Genomic DNA, 16,384 nt, shown 5'->3' on the forward strand with positions numbered 1-16,384 from the left:
GTCAGAGCCGCAAGAACCCGGCCAGCTCGGGCATCTCATCCGGACTGGCGGGCAGGTACTCGCTCAGCAGCGGTGAGCGGATGATGATCGCCTTCCACATCGCGCGGCACAGCGCGGCGTGAATCAGCGCGCGCGACAACAGGAATGGCATTCCGTAGGGCGCGTCGGCCGGGCTGGACGTGGTCATCGAGAGCAGGACCACGGCGGCCTCCCGGCCGCGGAATCGGTCCGGGGTGCCGACCAGCACGTCCTCGATCCTGGCCCGGGCGAGCAGCGTTCGGATCCGCCCGACCTGCGCCGCGTACGGCGCGACCACGAAGATGTCGTGCGGATGCAGCCGCCGGGTCATCGCCCCGATGGTCCAGTTCATCGCGAGCAGCGCGCGTACCCGGCGCACCACCTCGCGAGCCTCGGCCGCGGACTCGGTGGCGTTGCCGTGATGGGGCACCAGCACGGTGCTCACGCCGGGCGACTCGCCGTCGAGTTCCCTTGCCAGCGTGACGGTTTCGTTGGCCCGCAGCCGTCCGTCGTAGTACAGCCGGGAGATCGGGTCGCACACCTGCGGATGCATCCGCCAGGTGCGATCCAGGAAGTAGCCGCGCTCGCCGGGTAGCGTGTGCCGCCCCTCGGCGAGCCAGCCGAGCACCGATTCGCCGACCGGTTCCGGGTGGGCGCTGTGCGTGGCGGGCGGCACCGGATCGCCGAGCAGCAACAGGTTTCGCGCGCTGACCCCGACCGCGACGGCGTCGGCCAACGGGAACCGGCCCGCGTCGGCGATCACCAGCAGATCGAGCCCCGCCCTCGGCACCATCGCCTCGTTCGCGAAATCCGTTGGCGTACCGCCGAGTACGCAGCCGCTGATGGCGTTGTCCAGGAAACGCGCGTACCGAGAGGCGTCGATGACCACCCATTCCGGCGCCACCGATTCGACGTCCTTCTTGGCGACCAGCTCCGGCAGCACCCCGACCCGCACGACCGCGTCCAGCAGGTTCTCCACGGTCGAATGGGTCTGCCCCACAATGCCGATCCGCCATTTGTGCCGGGTGACCAGACGCTCGAGCACCCGGGCGGCGGTGGAGGTCTTGCCGGTGCCCGACGGGCCCTGCACGGCGAGGTAGGAGTGGTCGAGTTCGCGCATCGCGGCGGTGATCGCCGCGGCATGGTCGCCGTGCACCTCGGGCAACGCGGCGCCGCCGCGTAGCCGGGGCGGGCGGCGGGCGAGCAGGTCGAACACGGCGCCCTCGGGGATCTCCGGGAGCGCGACGAGCAGCTGCTGGGCGGCGAATTCGACCGCGGTCTCGGCGTTCCAGTCCCACGCGGGTAGGCCGGGTGCGATCGCGGTGGGTAGTTCGTCGTAGGGTTCGCAGCCGTCCGGCAGCAGCTCTTCGAGCCGGACCGCGTCGTCGAATTCGGCGTCCACTGAGCAGCCGAGCACGGTGGCGACGGCGGTGGCGCGGCGTCCGACGGCGGTGACCATGCCCGCGGCCGCGGGTCGGTCGTAGAAGGTGTAGACGGTGGTGCCCGGCGTCAGCACGGTGGCCGGTCCGGGGCCGCCCGCGCTCCAGCTCGAACCGATCCGGCCGGTGAGTGTGAGGTAGCGCCGCATGGTCGGGCGGTCCGGGCTGCGATGCCACTTGGTGTCGACGGTGCCCCATTCGGCGACCAACACCCCTGGGGCGTCGGCCCATTCGTCGACCGGGTGGCTGAGCCGATCGACGTGCGCCCACCACAGTGGCTGCCGTTCGCGCCGGTGATAACCGAGCGCCGCGGCCATCATCGCGGCGACGTGGCGCGGTTCGTCCTGTGCCGCGGCGTATTCGGCGAGCGCCGCCTCGAACGAGGAGGGCCGCGAGGGCGGGATGGGCTCTAGCCCGTCGGGACCGGCCACCTGACACCAGGATCCGGTCCGCTCCAGCGTCACCGCCTGCGGGTCGATGCGCTGTTCGGCGGCTTGATCCAGCAGCCAGTCCCGTAGGCGCAGCACGGTCAGGCAATCCCGTTCGGCGTCGGCCGAATGCGCCGCGCCGGGCAACAATCGCGCCAGCCTGCTCAGCCGGTAGGAGCGTTCCCCGATGATCAGCGCGTTGCGCACGATCGGATACAGGTCGACCAGCACGCCGTCGCACAGCAACTCGTCCACGATCTCTTCGCCGACGCCGGTGCTGCCGGTGCAGTGCAGCAGCGCGGTGCGTACCGCAGCGGTGTAGTGGTAGACGTGCATGTCCGGATACATCCGCCGCCGCTGCGCGAGATAGTCGAGCACCTCTTCCAGCGCGCGCCGCTGCCCAGCCGCCTCGCTGCCCGGTTCGCCGTCGACGCCGAACGGTCCGCGGAAGGTCAGGTGCACGGTGCCCGGACCGCCGACGTCGACGGCCAGCGGGGTACGCCCGCCGCCGACGACGGTCAGCGAGAGGTCACCGGCGGAGGGCGGCGGGAGTGCGCCGAGTGCGATCGGGTCGACCAGGCTGTGCGTCGGCTGCCCGGAATCCTCCCGGCGCAGCTGGATCTCGGCCTGGCGGCGCAGTGCGGTGAAGGTCCGCGGTGGCACGCCGCGCACCGTGCTCTCGGTGCCGACCAGCCGGTCGATGGTGCTCACGCCCGCCTCGCGGAGTCGAGCCCGCGTGGTGGTCGGCATACCGGCGACGAGGAGCAGATCGCGTGCGGCCGCCGCGGCCGTCGTGCAGGTTTCGCAGCGCCCGCAGGCCAGATAGCGCGGATCACCCCACTGCGCGGGTAGCAGCTCGCTCAGTTTTTCGTCGAGGATGCGTTCGACTCGGCGCCTGCGCGCGCGATAGACCGGGATCAGATCGCTCAACGCATATGCGCTGTTGTCCTCGCCGAGATGCAGCCGGACCAGCGGGCCGGTCAACGATCCGCTGTGGTCCACCGCGTCGGCGCAGGCGGCGAGTTCCAGTGCGGTGCCGACGCGGTCGGCCTTGCTGTGCGCGGTGCCGTGCACGGTGTAGCGCACCCGATGACCGGCGCGCACCAGGAAATCGCAGGAACAGTCGAAGGTTCCGTCGAAGAAGGTGGCGCCGTGGATCACGTGCACGCCCGCCCGCAGCGCCGCGATGGTCTCGGCATGCGCGGCCGTCAGCGCCGCGATCAGCGTCTTGCCGCTGTCCGATTTGTGCTGCGGGCGTTGGATCTCCACCATCGAGCTGCCGAAGCGGTCGCGGAAGTCGCTGAGCCTGCGATCGCGCGAGTCGTCGAACCAGGTGCGCGGCTGGGGCGCCCATTCCGCGGTGGTCGCCGGATCGGCCGCGACGGTTCCCAGTTCGGTATCGAGGGCGCGAAGCAGCGCGAACTCACAGCGCGCCGCGCGCACGAGGTCGACGGCGGAGCAGACGACACGATCACCGAACACGAACAAACGCGGCCCTCCTGTGTCTTGCGGGACACCCGCACCCGATTCGTGACGACGAACGGGCTGCGCGATTGTCGCCCATCGACACCTCGGGCCGCTGCGGGACATCCGCACCCGGCCGGCATCGATGAGCGGGCAGCGCCATTGTCGCTCATCACGTCTCGAGTTTTCGCGGGACACCCGCTGCCGTCAGCACTAATTACGTACCGGACGGCAACACTCTAGCTAGCGAGGCTGACCTCGCCGTACTCTCCCCGGCTCAGGAGCGTGGCTTACGCCGCTCCGGCCGCTTCGCGTTCCCGCCCTCGCGGCGCGGGCCGCGGGTGAACGAGCGCTGTCCCGGCGGACCCTGGTCCGGGGTGAGCTGGATGAGGACGCCGCTGATCCTGGTGCGGCGCAATGCTTCCAGCGTCTCGGGGGACAGGTCCGCGGGCAGCTCCACCAGACTGTGGTCGGGCCGGATACTGATATGCCCGAAGTCGCTGCGGCGTAAACCACCCTCGTTGGCGATGGCGCCGACGATCGCGCCGGGCACCACGCGGTGCCGCTTGCCGACCGCGATCCGGTAGGTGGCCAGCTCGGTGCCGTTGGCCCGGCTGTGCGAACCGAAACCGGTCCGATCGTCCTCACCCTCGAACCGGCGCGGCCGATCCGGGCGTTCGCGGCGCTCGCGCACCGGCTCCGGCGGTTCGGGCTGCATCAGGAAGTTGTCGCCGTCGCGCGACAGCACGGCCAGCGCCGCCGCGATGTCGACCAGCGGAATGTTGTGCTCGCGTTCGTAATCCTCGATGAGCCTGCGGAACAGCGCGAGGTTCGACGAGGTCAGGCTCTCGGTGATGTCGTCGCCGAACTTGGCGACCCGCTGCGCGTTGACGTCGTCGACGCTGGGCAGCTGCATCTCTTCCAGCGGATGCCTGGTGGCCCGCTCGATCGACTTGAGCAGGTGACGCTCGCGCGGCGCGACGAACAGCAGCGCCTCACCGCTGCGCCCGGCCCGGCCGGTGCGGCCGATGCGGTGCACGTAGGACTCGGTGTCGTGCGGGATGTCGTAGTTCACCACGTGCGAGATGCGGTCCACGTCCAGACCACGCGCGGCCACGTCGGTCGCGACCAGGATGTCCAGCGCGCCGGACTTCAGCTGGCCGATGGTGCGCTCACGCTGGTTCTGCGCGATGTCGCCGTTGATGGCCGCAGCGGAAAAGCCCCTGGCGCGCAGCTTTTCGGCGAGCTCCTCGGTGGCCTGCTTGGTGCGCACGAAGATGATCATCGCCTCGAACGACTCGACCTCGAGCACCCTGGTCAGCGCGTCCAGCTTGCGCTGATGCGAGACCTGCACCCAGCGCTGGGTGATGTTGGTGGCGGTCGACGTCTTCGACTTGACGGTGATCTCAACCGGATTGTTCAGGTACTGCTTGGAGATCTTGCGGATCGCCGCGGGCATGGTCGCCGAGAACAGCGCGACCTGCTTGGTGGACGGCGTGTCCTTGAGGATGCGCTCGACGTCCTCTTGGAAGCCCATCTTCAGCATCTCGTCGGCCTCGTCGAGCACCAGGTACTTCAGCTGCGACAGGTCGAGGGTGCCCTTCTCCAGGTGATCGATCACCCGGCCCGGCGTGCCGACCACCACGTGCGCGCCGCGGCGCAGCCCGGACAGCTGCACACCGTAGGCCTGGCCGCCGTAGATCGGCAGCACGTTCAGCCCGGGGATGTGCGTGGCGTAGCGCCCGAACGCCTCGGCCACCTGGATGGCGAGCTCGCGCGTCGGCGCCAGCACCAGCGACTGCGGGAGTTTGCCGGAGGTATCGAGACCCATCAGGATCGGGATGGCGAACGCCGCGGTCTTGCCGGTGCCGGTCTGCGCGAGACCGACCACATCGGCGCCGCTGAGCAGTGGCGGAATCGTCGCGGCCTGGATCGGCGACGGCGACTCGTAGCCCACATCGGCGATGGCCGCGAGGATGCGGTCATCGATCCCGAGATCGGCGAAAGTCGGGCCGTCGGTGTCCCTGTCGTTGTCGCCAGGAACGCTGTCGACCTGATTGGTACTCATTGACCAGGAGTTTACTGGGTTCTGATCCTGCGGGTTACGTCGCCATCCTGGTCAGGCCGATATCACCTGGCTGGAGTGGATTAGCGGCTCCCGGACCATCCGGGGTTGTCTGTAGGGTTCCCGCGGAAATTCGTAGAGATTACGTAGAGTCCGCACGCATCCGTGGCCTCTGCGCCGTAGGCACCTCTTGGCCTGAGCAGCCACGATGGACCCCGTCCTGTAGCGGCTCTACATGCTCGGAGGCAGTTGTCGTCCTAAGAATGGGCTGAGGTCTTCACGAACGCCCTAGGGAGCTTCGAGCGGCCCCACCGGCGTGTCTAAAGCACGACACGCCGACGAGTTTTTGAGTCCAGCTACCGAGTCGTTAAGCCGCGAAAGTTGTGGAGATCACAGGCAACGGCCCCACGAGAAGGCCCCCGGAGTCCGCTCCGGGGGCCTTTCCGACTTCGGCGTTCAGTGCCGGTGAACTAGAAACTCGGTCTGCACGCCGAGTTCGGTCAGGCCGTCCAGAATGAACACTGCCTCATCGGTGTCACGGGCGACCCGGTCGAACTCCACGAACCGGATTGTGTCTCCGGGCTGCACTCGCTCAATCAGCTGCGCCCAGTCTTCGCGCGGGTCGTCTTCGGTGTAGGCGTCGTGGAAGACGTGGTCGCAACCGGAACGCCGGAGGGAGACCACTTCGACAGTGAGGTCCCAGGGATGAGCGGCGCGGGCGTAGCCGTAGATCATGCACTCAGGGTATCTACAGCGGCAACCGGATAGGATCACTTGTGCGCGCAGAGCCGTTGTCACCCTGTGACCCGCATAGGCGGCTCTGCCCAACGGGCCGCTAGAAATAGTCCTTCAGCATCTCGGTAGACCATGAAGCTTGCCGGACTTCTCCACGTGGACCGAACTCCGCAAACCACGGCTTGATGTCCAGCACGGGGGTTCCGTCCACAGCATCGAGTTCCGCAACGTGGAGATCGAGGCCGTCCACTCGAAGCAGTCGGGTGCGGGAGACTCCTAGCCAGTTGATCCGCCGCATGTTCCTATGGCCGAAGATGCCAACTTTCGGCCATTCAGGATTGTCACGGGCGCTTCGCGCGCCAAAGTGCAGATCCGCTTGGTCCGTGAGGTGGAACCGGAACACGATTTCAAGATGGCTGAACGCTTCCAGCCCCTGTACCGACTCTTCGGTGAACCGGGGGTCATCAATGCGAATGATCGCCTCGCTGCCTCCCCAGTGATCATCCGTAGGTTCGCTGCGGCCACCAACCACGTGGGCAACCGGGACCACTTCGAACACTTCGTCTGCCATACAACCCCTGTCCTATTTTCCGATGGCCGCTAGATAGTCTGCGGCTTGCTCGTCAATCTCTTGTATATCGGCGATCGGTCGTCCGAGGTAGGGAGCCACAGTTGCGCGGATCCCACGGGCAACGTTCCGGGTGCGCCCCGACTGCACGCCGGCCATTGCGTTAAGCGCTGATTTCCATGTGGCGCAAGCCTGTTCGAGGTTCCCGCTTCTCGCCTGGACGGTGCCCAGATAGCCGAGCGTTACCGCGTGGGTTCGGGTGAACGTCTTAGCCTGGCGCTTGCGGACGCTGAGCTCGAACTGATCCGCGGCTCCGGACAGGTCACCCGCGTCGCGCAATGAGCAAGCGGTTTCGTGCGCGAGACTCGCTTCGGAGAAGAAGAACACGCGAGCAGGCTCAGTATCTGAGCTGGACGCCGCCGCCAGATCCTCTTCAGCTCTGAGAAGCGCTCTCGCCGATTCTGTGCGTCGTCCCGCCGCACTCAATGCTTTGGCGTGTACCACTTTCAGTAGCGCACGTTCACGAGGGCACGCGTTTCGGTAGCGGGCGCCTTCGACCGATGCTTCGGCGAGCTGTAGACCTTGCCGATGGTGGCCAAGGTCGACGGCCTGGTGCGCCATCGCACGCAGGACATGGCCGACCAGCGGAGCGTCGTCTGCCTCGGCGGCGAGCTTGGTCGAGGCGACGAAGAACCGTTGGGCGACAGAGTGTTCGTCGTTGTCGAACCCCATCCATCCGACCAGATACGCCATTTCGCCCGCTGCTGCGAACATGTCGCGCCGCACGGCTGCGCTCGCGAAGGAACCCTTTAGGAAGCTCGTCACCTCGCTGGTGAGGTACTGAGCAATAGCCGTCCGACCGTGCCCTCCGCCCAGGCGTTGATCCATCTGGGAAAACAAGCGCATCATTTCTCGCACAGCGGCAACATCCGCTGCGCCCACGTGCCTATTACCTGACTTCTTCTGCGACAGGTCAGACGCCGCCGGAACGAGCCAGCCAGGGAGCAACACGGAAGCGCTGATGGCTGTGGAGTACCCGACACGTAGGAAAGAGCGCCGTTCCACATCAGCCCTTCCGAGGTTCGCGAGCGTATCAACAGGGTCTCGGATCTGACCGAAACGCTTTTCGTAACACGCTATGACATCGGCCGTGGGCGTGCGCTCTCCGGACTCGTAGTAGTTGAGGGCCGACTTACTGAACGGTATCTGGGTCGCCAACCCACGCAGGGATATCCCGGCGGCTTCGCGGGCCGCGTGGAGCTGCGCCCCGACGACTGCGGCGTGGGGGTCCATGCCCTCGATCTAACCGTTTTGTGGACACGTGTGGACAAGAATCCATACATCTCCAGGTCGTTCGCTGCTTGTCTAGGAGTGCGCCCGGTAGGTGCCTCGAGGTCGGACCGAGTCACCCTCACCCCTTTAAACCCCTGGGGGCCGGGCCACCTATCCGCTCGAAGCGAGCAGGGGGATGAAACGCGATGAAGAACATACCGTTTGGTGACACCGCAGTCTCTCGATGCGTCTACTACCGGTTGGTGTGTGGACTGCCCGCCAACATCGACCCGCCCGGTTCGGGGCGTCTGACGTTTCCTGCCGGGAGTACCGGCGTGCTGACGATGCCTGGATCGTTAGGGGGCGCGCTGCGGACCTATATGCAGCGCCACGGCGTTGCTGTCGGCCCGATCGTGGCGCACGGCGGCTCGAACCGGTGGAGCTTCTTGGTACGGCCTGATGTGCCCGATGACGACACGCGGGTGTTCAACGACCTGTTCCGGCTGAACGTGATGATCGTTCGCAAGGGAACGATTCCGTTGCCGTCGCCGCCCGAAGAACTGCGAGGCGGCAGCAGATGGTGGATAGAACCACCGTGCAACACGTTTCGTCCTTCGGGCAGGGTCGTGGTGGAGGCGATACGCGCGTGTACCGGTATCAATCGCGATTCGCAGTCGTTGGCGGTGCATCGTGGCTGATTGCGGATGTGGGTGCGGGTGTGGCCCGTGGATCAAGCTCTCGCACTGCGGTGTGGGAATGCATGACGGGGCGAACCAGCTGGTCAAGGTCGTGTGCCCGTCGCGGTTTTGCATGAAATGGGTTCCGTTGGTTGCCGGGAAGATCGGTTGGCACGAAGGACAGGTGCCGGGCGTGTGCCCGTTCATCGGCACACGGGTTGTCGATGACACCACAGATATCGACCCTGACTACTTCGCCAAGATGCGGACGAAGAGGGAGGCGTGACCGTGGGCACGTTCGAGGACCTTCGCCGGCGCGTGACCGTGCAAGCCGCCCGCGCCGGATACGAATTGAAGCGCAACAACCGTCCACCCTACGGATGGTCCCTGATCAGCGCAGGCAGTCATGAACCGGTGAAGTCGGGCTCGTTGGATCATCTCGAAAATTGGCTGGCTGAGCAGTGGGCGACAGCATGTTCCGACAGCGGCAGCGATCGGCGGAACGGATGAACGCCGACGCATCCCCGCATCCGGAGGAGCCCGACGTCCATCTACGCGTCACGCTACGGGGCGAATCGCTGGACTTCGCGGCGTGCCTTACCTCGGCACTGGTCTTCGTCCAGGAGCAACAGCAGCGGCGCTACATCGACAGCGTGAGCGTGATCCCCGGTGCCACAACCGGATTGGATCGACTCCCGAATGAACGACTCTACGAGGGGCCATGATGACGCTCAAGCCTATCGCGGTCGGCTACCTCCGTCGGGACATCGCCGGAGTAGCGCAGCCGTGGAACGAGACTCAAATACGCAGCACGGCAAGGCGACTCGGCTACAACCTCGCCAAGACCGTAGTCTTCGGCGCGAACACCGCAGACCCGGTACAGGAACTCATCGAGGCGGCTCGACGGGCGAAGGCCGACGCCGTGATCGTACCCAGCGTTACCCACTTCGAGGGCAACGCCGTCCCCGATGACCTCACACAGGTAGTCGACGTGGTGACCGTGTCACCTGAACAGACCTACGCCCGTTGGACGCTGAAACCTACGCGGTGGAGCGACCACACCCCAGGCCCCGCGTGACGGGTGCCACCTGCTTGTACCTTGACCGTGAACCGTTTGACCGATGCACCGTTCCACCAGGCCACTACGAGGAGAAGCCGCAATGGATGACCAGATGGGTTTCGATATCGAGTTCGATGACAAGACCCAAGCATTTCTTGAATGGGTCGCACCCGAACGCATGGAAGCGCAGATACGGGCATTCCTTATTGAGACGATCCCCGGCACGGCCGACTACGTGGATGAGTGGTGGCAGCCACCGTTGACGGTACGAGTTCTGGAAGCTACCAAGCAATTTTTTGGAGGTCGAGACGGATTTCTCGAACCCGAAAATCGAGACGCGGCGGACCAGTTCATCCGATTCTACGGTGAATGCTTTGTACGTCGCGGTGGGATGGCTTGGACCAATCGTCCCGAGTGGAGTAGCGCTCCGCTGTATGTCGATTTCAGTCCGGCCGTGCACGACGGAACCGGCGACGAGTCTCGGAGCATATTCGCAATGACAGATTATCTGTTCCTCGAAGATGACGGACCGGAAATGGCCGACTATGTGATCACCTCGGCCGCGCGGGACATACGAAAAGCCCGTAAGGGCATGTAGAACTCAAAGCGGGGGTGGGCGCCATCATGCCCGACGAATATGACGCTGTACGCAAGAACCTGACCCCTTACGAGCGCGGCTTGTACTTCGAACTGGGCCGGGCGCATGAGATGGGGGAAACCGCCGATAAGGGCTGGGTTAAACAATTCAGGATACAGACCGCTAAGGGTCCGCGCATTCTGGATAACGCGAGGACCGCAGGTCAGGGCATAGAAAGCGTCGAGCGGAAGTCGGGTAGGGTCAATGAGCGGGAGTCGCGCGAGCAGATAGCCAAAGAGCACGCTGGGATCGCCGCCGGTCAAATAGCCCGCTCTCGCTGGGAAACAGTGGCGGGTGAAAAGGTCCCCGACAAGACGCGCGAATTGATGCAGGACACGGCCGACGCTACCAAAGGTAAGTTTCAGCACGTCGAAATAAGTCGAGAGGCAGCAGCTCGCGCAATGGTGATCGGGCGGAGCCTAGTCAGTCAGCAGCTCGAATTGGTGAGACCGTACGAGCTGCAACGGGCCGACCGAGCCCGTGAACGACTGGCGAAAATACGCGTAATCGCAAGGGCAAAAGAAAAGGCCGAGAAATTCCGCACGGCGCAGCAGTTCCAAAAGGCCGCTGCTCGTGGCAGGGAAGACGCTCCGCGCTACGTCCAAGCTGAACGTGCACGGCAGACTGAACTACGAACCGAGCGGGCTAAGGCCCGTGTAACACCGGAGGCCGAGCGCGCGGCACGCGCAGTTGCCGAGAAGGCTGTCAGGGAATTTAAAGAACGACTCAGCGCCGGGGCTGTCTCGGCAGGCAAAGCGCCCGAGAAGACCACCGCGGGACGAGAGTCACCCGAAGCAGCAAAAGCGGCCCTGATCGAACAAGTGGAACGTGACGCCGCCCGTCTCGCGGCGCGGGAGTTTCCGTTCCCGGTGCCTGATAAGCCCAGAGAGCAACAAACCGTCGAGGTTGGGGAACGGAGTACCCCGGAGCTGGCCGAGGCTGCCAGGGTGGAACGTGAAGCGGCAGAGAAGGCCCGAGCCGGGCGTGAAGCCGCCGAGAAAGCACGCGAGGCAGCCCAGGAACGGGCAAGAGCGATGGAACAGGCGCAACTGCACGGTGTTTCGCCCGAAGTCAGGAACCTTCTCGCCTTGGGCCAAGCCCATCCGCCGACAGCGGCGGTTGAGACGAAACCCGGCTACGCGCCTGGCGTCGAGCGGGGCGGTACCGGGCAGGGGCAGGACCGCGCACGCGGCATAGATCCACGTGGGCGTTGACGTATTCAGCCCGTGAGCCAGCGTTCTATGAGTAAGTTGACGAGAAGTGCCAGAGTGAAGCCAAGTGCCGTGACCACTATTCCGGCGGTAAACGTGCTGACTCGCCACATACCGCTCCGAGACGGACCGGTATTCAGCGACACGTCAGTATCGGCAAGCGACGACGTGACCTGGGGATCTACTTTGCCGTCGACTACCACGGTGGCCCGAATCTGGCGGTGCTTCGGCAATAGCGTCGGTTTAAGTGAGAGAAAGGTGTCGTGAGCGGTGAATGGGGGACCAGAGGCGGAAGCCAGGGAAAGGATCTTCGCCTCTAGGTCGATTAGAAGCGGGTTGCGGCCGTCAAAGTCCGTGCTACGCACATCTTTGGGTCCGATGTTCTCAAGGATCACCAATGCCACGTGAGGATTTTTGACCTCCTGGCCGTCGTAGCGGACTTCGAGGCTATGGGCCGCCGTCGCATCCGTGATGAGCGACTGGGCCGAGATCGTGATCTGTACACGGTTTCTGCGCCGATTCGCCACGTAGTAATACACGCCTGCGATCACTCCGATGCCGGTGAGGATTACGCCGCCGAGCTTGATCCAGTCCACAGCAAGAAGTGTGCCCGAGCTGACGTCCGGTTGGTGGTGCAACGAAGATTCTCTCTGCTCGGCTGAGCGCCGATGTCCAGGGAAAGCCGACCGACGGCCGAGTCTTCTGATATTCATATCAGTACTAAAATGGCGTGAATCATCTTGTGCCGCAGTAGGTTGCACGGTGCGGATGGCCGCGCGTAAGGTCAGTGGTCCAACCAAATAGTGAACCCCGGCGGTGCTGGTAACACCCCGGGGTTCGGACCCAAGATAGGACCTTGGATCATGCGTAAGTCTAGCCGTTTCAGGCTCGCGTCCACGAACGGACGCCATCCCTCTTTCTCCTCCAGCCGGCCGCCCGGTCTTCGAGCGTGACGCTCGTTCTTCAGCTCTGAGCCCATCGGCTCGAGCGTTCAACACGGCCCCGGCTAGTGCCTATCGCGACCCGCCGTTTCGGCATGGGCGGATAGGTCTGTTCCCGGCGCGCCGGTCCCTTCCTTCACTCCGTGCGCCCGGGAGATCACTACGGGTGGGTCGCCTTGCCCGCGTTGCCGTCGCCCGTCAGAGGGGCCACAGCAACCTATTCCGATCACGAGCGGTCGACCCGGTAAAGGCGGACTCGGACGGGGCTGACGTGGCAGTCAGACCGACCGCTCGGAACATCCCAGTCCCGACGTGCCGAGTAATCCCCGGCGCGTGTGGCCTAACCGAAGCGATCCGATACGACCGACCAGGCGTGCGCTCGGGCTACCCGTCGCCCTCGCGGTAACGGGGTAACCCTGCCCTCGCTCACCTCCATTCCCTCCCAGGTGAGTGGAGGGCTAGACATATTTGCCCGAGTTCTGCGGCGACGGTAAACTCGGCCACACTTCCTCCACCCCGTCCAGGGGTGGAAAGTGGCGAAGGGGCATTCGTCCTCTTTGTTCGTTGTTGGCCCCTTCGGCGTGGGGGGCCAACCCCCAACAGTCCACGCGAAGCCTTTACCACTTCAAGATCCGCCACGCCGGGCCGGACCTTGGTTCAACCAGACTTCGATCTGGTCGAGCTGGGGCCTGCCCATGCCCTCTCTCGATCAGCGAGAGGAGCATGATCTGAATGGACTGGGCCACAGTCGCTCTCGGAGTGGGCATGCCGGTTACGGTCGCTGCTGTCACCCGATGCTGCATGTTCTTCTATGCGCTGCACGGGACAGATCCGAAGGACCGGCCTGCGATCATCCGGGCGCTAGGACGTATGCACCAGGACGCACGCTCTGAGCTGCGACCGATCCGCCGCCGCGACACCGACAAACCCGAACTGCCGAGCGGTTCGTGAACAAGCCACCGCTCCTTCAGGTGCGGCCTGCTTGTCCTCCCACACCTCCACTCCGTCCCCGGCAGTTGATCCCGGCCAATCGCGACGGTAGCCTGTGGGCAGAGTTCGCCGTTGTGGTACCAGCCCGCGGCACATATGGACTTGCCCTGGTGTCGAGCAGATTTGATCTGGTCGAGCTAGGGGAGTACTAGCCCTCTCTCGGCCATCCAGAGGGAGGAAGAAATTCCGTGGACGGTGGAACCATCGTTATTGTCGCCACCGCATGTGCGGCGGCGGTCCCAGCCGTTGTGGCGGCCGTTGCCAAGGCCGCAATGTTCTTCAGGGCGATGCGGGATACGCCTCCTGATTTGGAGGGCCGATCGAAGGTCATCGAATCGTTCGGCAAGATGTGCAGGGAGATGAAGACCGAGCTGCCGATGCGGGGTGTCCAGAACGGTATCGACCGGGCGGAGGCTGAGGAGTAAACCAAGTTGTCGAACATTAGTTCGACTTGAGGTATCGTCGGCCCATGCCTCAACTCTCGCGCCGCGACTGGGCGACCATGAACCTGGAAAATGTGCGTGACCAGCTGCTAGACGCGGCTGCGTTCGGGAAGTACCTGCCGCCCGAGCAGTTGGAGCACGCGGCCGGAAAGATCGGCGAAGGGCTTCGGGTCTTCCTGGAGTTGACGCCCGATCCGGTTGAGCTCGGGGACATCGAAGCCCCTGGCAGCGCGAAAGGCTGCCAGGGGCAATCGTCTATCCGAGAGTTCCACCGTTAGGGACCTCGGGCTTGTAGTTGATGTGTTCGACGTCGCGAGACCAGCGGGACACGATCATCGACGACAGCCGGGTGCCGCCGCGGATCGAGCAGTACGCAGAGCTGAACGTGCCGTTGTTGACCGGGGCGTACGCGATGCCCAGCCGAACCGTCTTCCAGTGGCTCGGGGCGGCGGGGTCGGCTTCAGCTGGCATGTTGTCGATCACGAACGTGTGCGAAAACGCGCTGCTCTGAGGAAAGTTCACGCCGAACAGCCCCGACTGCTCGAACGACATGTTCGCCATCGCATGGAACCGCCGGGCTGTGTACAGCGTGCCGTCCGCGTTGACAACCTCGATGGTGTACTGCGGCAGAATCGGGTTATAGGTCGTGACGACCGTGAAGTACGGCGGGGAGATGATCGGGATAATCGTTTGGTTCAACGTGTAGCCGGACATGGTCGCGTGGACGTCCACGCGCCACAGCCCGCCCGCCGTCAACACAATTCCGTTCGTGGCCGGATCGACCGCAGCGCGCTTCGACGGTCCGAGGGCGGTATCGAATGGCGCCACAACCCATTTCGACGGCGGGACATCCCAGTTGTAACCCATGAACGCTGAACAGTGACCGGAGGCTGCCTTGATCAGATCGGCACGGTTACGCAGTGAGTTCTGGCCGTCGTAGTGGTCAGCCCATGTCACGGCTTGCTTCTGCCGGAACAGCCCCCACCCGTCGACCGCTTTGCCGAGGCCGGCGCGGGCCGGGTTGGCGATGGTGTCCTTGACGTTCCCGATTGTGTGCTCGCGGGCGAACTTCTCGCCGATGACGTAGGCGTTGTCCGGGGCCGGGAGGTGCGGAGTCGTCATCCCAGTGTTCCCCCGTTGGGCACAGTCGGTTTCACGGCCGGGTTGTCTGTCCCGAGGTCCCAGCGGTTGACACTCAGCGCGGAGCGCAGCGTCCCGCCGTAGACGGTCGCCGAGTTCTTCGGGTGGTAGACCGAGACGGTCACGTAGTACGCATCATCGGCGGGAATCACGAACGTGTGGCTGAAAGCTGCTGTCTCCGCGCCGAGTTGGGTGATCACGATGTCGTACTCATGGGCGGTGAAGGTCTTGTTGTCGCCGACCTGCTTGACTTCTACGAGCACCGCGGCCGGGGTGGCTCCGCCGCCCCATTCTGCCGGTGCCGGAGCGAAGGTTACGTGAGCATCGCTGCGCCACAAGCCCTTTGACTTGAATCGGATTCCGTTCAGGAACTTGTCGGCACCCTTGTTCGGGCCAAGCTGCTCATCGAAGGGGAGTGTGACCCACCGCCCTCCGAGGACGTTCCACGACTTCCCCATGAACAGTGACTGATATCCGGAAACGGATTCGAGCAGATCGAGACGGTTGCCCATGTCGGTCTGGCCGTCGCGAACCGTGTCGGCCAGTTCTGCAAGGTTGTCTTTGATGCCGCCGAATTCTCCTGCGGCAGCGTTGTATTTGGTGCGAGCGGCACCGGTGATAGTCGGCAACACCGACTCTCGGGTGATGTCCCGGGAAAACTTCGACCCGATGACGTACGCCCCATCCGGCGGATTAGCACCAGGAGCCGTCATGTGACGTTTCCTTACCTAGGTAGAGCGGTCGGGCGACGCGGCGGACGTCGGCCCGGGACGTTGTCCCTGATCCATTCGTGTAGTTCCTCGATGTGGTCGAGCGCGATCTTCAGCAGCGACTTGGTGTTGCGGTTCTCGGATTCGAGAACCGCTACCCGCGACGTGAGCGCTTCCACCTGTGAACGCAGCGGAGCGACCAGAACCACCGCAGTGTCCGCGATGATCCGGGCCGCCTCCGCGTCCACCATGCCGCCCTCCGCCTCGGTCTTGCCCGCAGCGGCCTTTACCTGCCTACGGTTGAACCAGGCGGTCACACCGGCCCCGGCAGTGCCGGAACCGATGACCGTTGCGACCGTTTCGAGGATTCCCCCCGAGGTCACACCTTCTCTACGGGCGTCACAGCCGGCCGGATCCACAGACCCGCCAACAGCGGCGACACCAGGGCGTAACCCTGTGTCGCGAAGTCGATCCACGCGGTATCAACCGCCTTGCCAGCCGCTACAGCCACGATCGCCGACACCGCGACCAGCAGACCGCGGATCAGCGCGGGCTCCGGGATGCGTGCAAAAGTCTCAGCCATTCC

At 64.7% G+C, this 16,384-nt stretch carries 18 protein-coding genes; 8 read left to right on the forward strand and 10 right to left on the reverse strand.

Annotated elements, in window-relative coordinates; translation table 11 throughout:
* Position 1 precedes the first annotated feature (1 nt).
* From NN4_RS26370 to NN4_RS26390, 5 genes are all read right to left on the reverse strand, one after another.
* On the reverse strand, positions 2 to 3,367 hold the full coding sequence (locus NN4_RS26370) for an AAA domain-containing protein (RefSeq protein ID WP_246181088.1): 3,366 nt from the start codon (positions 3,365 to 3,367) through the stop codon (positions 2 to 4).
* 259 nt (positions 3,368 to 3,626) lie between these two features.
* Positions 3,627 to 5,417, reverse strand: coding sequence for a DEAD/DEAH box helicase (locus NN4_RS26375; protein ID WP_147136795.1), 1,791 nt, complete (start codon positions 5,415 to 5,417; stop codon positions 3,627 to 3,629).
* Positions 5,418 to 5,870: 453 nt separating this feature from the next.
* Entirely contained in the window at positions 5,871 to 6,149 is a 279-nt protein-coding gene (locus NN4_RS26380) for a recombinase family protein (protein ID WP_147136799.1), read from the reverse strand.
* A gap of 100 nt (positions 6,150 to 6,249) precedes the next feature.
* Complete coding sequence (locus NN4_RS26385) at positions 6,250 to 6,720, reverse strand: SAM-dependent methyltransferase (RefSeq protein ID WP_147136802.1); 471 nt, start codon at positions 6,718 to 6,720, stop codon at positions 6,250 to 6,252.
* Positions 6,721 to 6,732: 12 nt separating this feature from the next.
* Positions 6,733 to 8,010, reverse strand: coding sequence for a helix-turn-helix domain-containing protein (locus tag NN4_RS26390; protein WP_147136805.1), 1,278 nt, complete (start codon positions 8,008 to 8,010; stop codon positions 6,733 to 6,735).
* A 185-nt stretch (positions 8,011 to 8,195) separates the two neighbouring features.
* Here NN4_RS26390 and NN4_RS26395 point away from each other — a divergent pair, with 185 nt between their 5' ends.
* The 6 genes from NN4_RS26395 (at position 8,196) to NN4_RS26420 (ending at position 11,577) form a co-directional block, all read left to right on the forward strand.
* Complete coding sequence (locus NN4_RS26395; protein WP_147136809.1) at positions 8,196 to 8,687, forward strand: DNA-directed RNA polymerase subunit beta; 492 nt, start codon at positions 8,196 to 8,198, stop codon at positions 8,685 to 8,687.
* Positions 8,688 to 8,745: 58 nt separating this feature from the next.
* Positions 8,746 to 8,952: a hypothetical protein gene (locus tag NN4_RS26400; protein WP_147136811.1), complete on the forward strand. Its 207-nt coding sequence runs from the start codon at positions 8,746 to 8,748 to the stop codon at positions 8,950 to 8,952.
* Between the two features lie 220 nt (positions 8,953 to 9,172).
* On the forward strand, positions 9,173 to 9,391 hold the full coding sequence (locus NN4_RS26405; RefSeq protein ID WP_147136814.1) for a hypothetical protein: 219 nt from the start codon (positions 9,173 to 9,175) through the stop codon (positions 9,389 to 9,391).
* Positions 9,391 to 9,744 carry a hypothetical protein gene (locus NN4_RS26410; protein WP_147136817.1) on the forward strand — a complete coding sequence of 118 codons (354 nt, stop codon included), beginning with the start codon at positions 9,391 to 9,393 and terminating at the stop codon, positions 9,742 to 9,744. The genes NN4_RS26405 and NN4_RS26410 overlap by 1 nt, the downstream gene beginning before the upstream one ends.
* Before the next feature lie 82 nt (positions 9,745 to 9,826).
* Positions 9,827 to 10,324, forward strand: a complete 498-nt coding sequence (locus NN4_RS26415) for a hypothetical protein (RefSeq protein WP_147136821.1) — start codon at positions 9,827 to 9,829, stop codon at positions 10,322 to 10,324.
* A 26-nt stretch (positions 10,325 to 10,350) separates the two neighbouring features.
* Entirely contained in the window at positions 10,351 to 11,577 is a 1,227-nt protein-coding gene (locus tag NN4_RS26420; RefSeq protein WP_147136824.1) for a hypothetical protein, read from the forward strand.
* A 5-nt stretch (positions 11,578 to 11,582) separates the two neighbouring features.
* On the opposite strand, the gene NN4_RS26425 is transcribed toward NN4_RS26420, so the two are convergent.
* On the reverse strand, positions 11,583 to 12,170 hold the full coding sequence (locus tag NN4_RS26425) for a hypothetical protein (protein ID WP_147136828.1): 588 nt from the start codon (positions 12,168 to 12,170) through the stop codon (positions 11,583 to 11,585).
* A gap of 1,523 nt (positions 12,171 to 13,693) precedes the next feature.
* Here NN4_RS26425 and NN4_RS26430 point away from each other — a divergent pair.
* Together NN4_RS26430 and NN4_RS26435 are read left to right on the forward strand one after the other, a co-directional pair.
* Complete coding sequence (locus NN4_RS26430; RefSeq protein ID WP_147136831.1) at positions 13,694 to 13,930, forward strand: hypothetical protein; 237 nt, start codon at positions 13,694 to 13,696, stop codon at positions 13,928 to 13,930.
* Between the two features lie 44 nt (positions 13,931 to 13,974).
* The gene (locus NN4_RS26435) at positions 13,975 to 14,226 is read left to right on the forward strand and encodes a DUF6374 family protein (RefSeq protein ID WP_147136834.1); all 252 of its coding nucleotides are present in this window, start codon (positions 13,975 to 13,977) and stop codon (positions 14,224 to 14,226) included.
* Here the strand turns inward: NN4_RS26435 and NN4_RS26440 are convergent.
* From NN4_RS26440 to NN4_RS26455, 4 genes are read right to left on the reverse strand one after another with little or no spacing between them, the layout of a single operon-like run.
* Positions 14,204 to 15,070 (reverse strand): hypothetical protein, encoded by an 867-nt coding sequence (locus NN4_RS26440; protein WP_147136837.1) that lies wholly within the window; start codon positions 15,068 to 15,070, stop codon positions 14,204 to 14,206. The genes NN4_RS26435 and NN4_RS26440 overlap by 23 nt on opposite strands.
* Positions 15,067 to 15,801, reverse strand: a complete 735-nt coding sequence (locus NN4_RS26445; RefSeq protein ID WP_147136840.1) for a hypothetical protein — start codon at positions 15,799 to 15,801, stop codon at positions 15,067 to 15,069. Before NN4_RS26445 ends, NN4_RS26440 begins: the two co-directional genes overlap by 4 nt.
* An 11-nt stretch (positions 15,802 to 15,812) precedes the next feature.
* Entirely contained in the window at positions 15,813 to 16,181 is a 369-nt protein-coding gene (locus NN4_RS26450; protein WP_147136843.1) for a hypothetical protein, read from the reverse strand.
* Complete coding sequence (locus NN4_RS26455; protein ID WP_147136846.1) at positions 16,178 to 16,381, reverse strand: hypothetical protein; 204 nt, start codon at positions 16,379 to 16,381, stop codon at positions 16,178 to 16,180. Before NN4_RS26455 ends, NN4_RS26450 begins: the two co-directional genes overlap by 4 nt.
* Positions 16,382 to 16,384: the final 3 nt, after the last annotated feature.

The organism is Nocardia ninae NBRC 108245, from assembly GCF_007990755.1.
Lineage (GTDB): Bacteria > Actinomycetota > Actinomycetes > Mycobacteriales > Mycobacteriaceae > Nocardia > Nocardia ninae.